Consider the following 1,085-nt stretch of genomic DNA (forward strand, 5'->3'; position numbering starts at 1 on the left):
GGCTGCGCGCCGGCAGGTCGCGGCGCGGAATGTCGCCGAATGCGGCGCGCGCCTCGGCGATGGCATGCGCCGGGTCCACGTCGCCCGCAATGACCAGGATCGCGTTATTGGGCGCGTACCATTTCTCATAGAACGCGCGCAGCAGCCCCGCATCCGTCTTGTCGAAGGACGGGCGCGTGCCCAGCGCGTCATGCGCATAGGGCGTGCCGGCGAACAGGATCGCCTGCAGGCGCGACAGATACTGGTAGCTGGGGCTGGACAGGTCGCGGGCGACCTCCTGCTCGATCGCCCCGCGCTCCTTCTCCCAATCGGCGGGCGCCAGGCTCAGCCCGCGCATGCGCAGCGCCTCGATCCGCAGCATCACGCCCAGATCCTCGGCCGGCGCGGTATAGAAATACTGGGTGACGTTCTCGGTGGTGTCGGCATTGTAGCTGCCGCCCAACTGCGCGCCGATGGCCGCCAACTGGTCCTTGTCCAGTCCCGCGCTGCCGCGGAACATCATATGTTCCAGCGCATGCGCCGTGCCGGGAAAACCCTGCGGCGCCTCGCTGGATCCGACCAGATAGTTGATCTCCGTCGTCACCACCGGGGCCAGCCGGTCGCGGATCACCACGACGCGCAGCCCATTGGGCAACGTCGCGCGCACGGCGGCGCCCGTCGAGGCTGCATCCACCGGGGCTGCATCCACCGGGGTCGCCGCGGGCGCTTTGGCCGGCCGGGCAGGGCCGGGCGGCGCGGCATGCGCCGGATCCGATGGAGGGGACGCGGCCAGCAGGGCCAGGGAAAGGCTTAACGCGGTGGTGGCCAAACGGGCGGTCATGATGTGCTGGGTACTCCTCGATGGCCCCGACAGCCTAGACCCGCGCGGCCTCCCTGAAAACCATGGCTGAAAACCATGACTGAAAACCATGGCTGCCGCCTTCGGTCGCTGCCGTGATACCCTCGTCCTGCCGGATCATCCCGGCGTGCGGAACGACGCGGAACGAAAGGACACGCCATGACCAATCCTCTGCCCGTCGCGGGCATGGCCGAACGCGTGGCCGGCGTGGTCCGGGGCGCGGTGGCGCGGGCGCGGCTGGTGGGCG

1 protein-coding gene is annotated in these 1,085 nt (G+C 69.8%); it reads right to left on the reverse strand.

All coding sequences use genetic code 11. The annotated features are described in order from the left end of the window. Nucleotides 1–820 (reverse strand): M16 family metallopeptidase (locus tag HUK84_RS19675; protein WP_176641715.1); only part of this gene is annotated, 820 nt, incomplete at its 3' end. Nucleotides 821–1,085 lie beyond the last annotated feature (265 nt).

The sequence above is a fragment of the Nguyenibacter vanlangensis genome, assembly GCF_013376155.1.
GTDB lineage: Bacteria > Pseudomonadota > Alphaproteobacteria > Acetobacterales > Acetobacteraceae > Gluconacetobacter > Gluconacetobacter vanlangensis.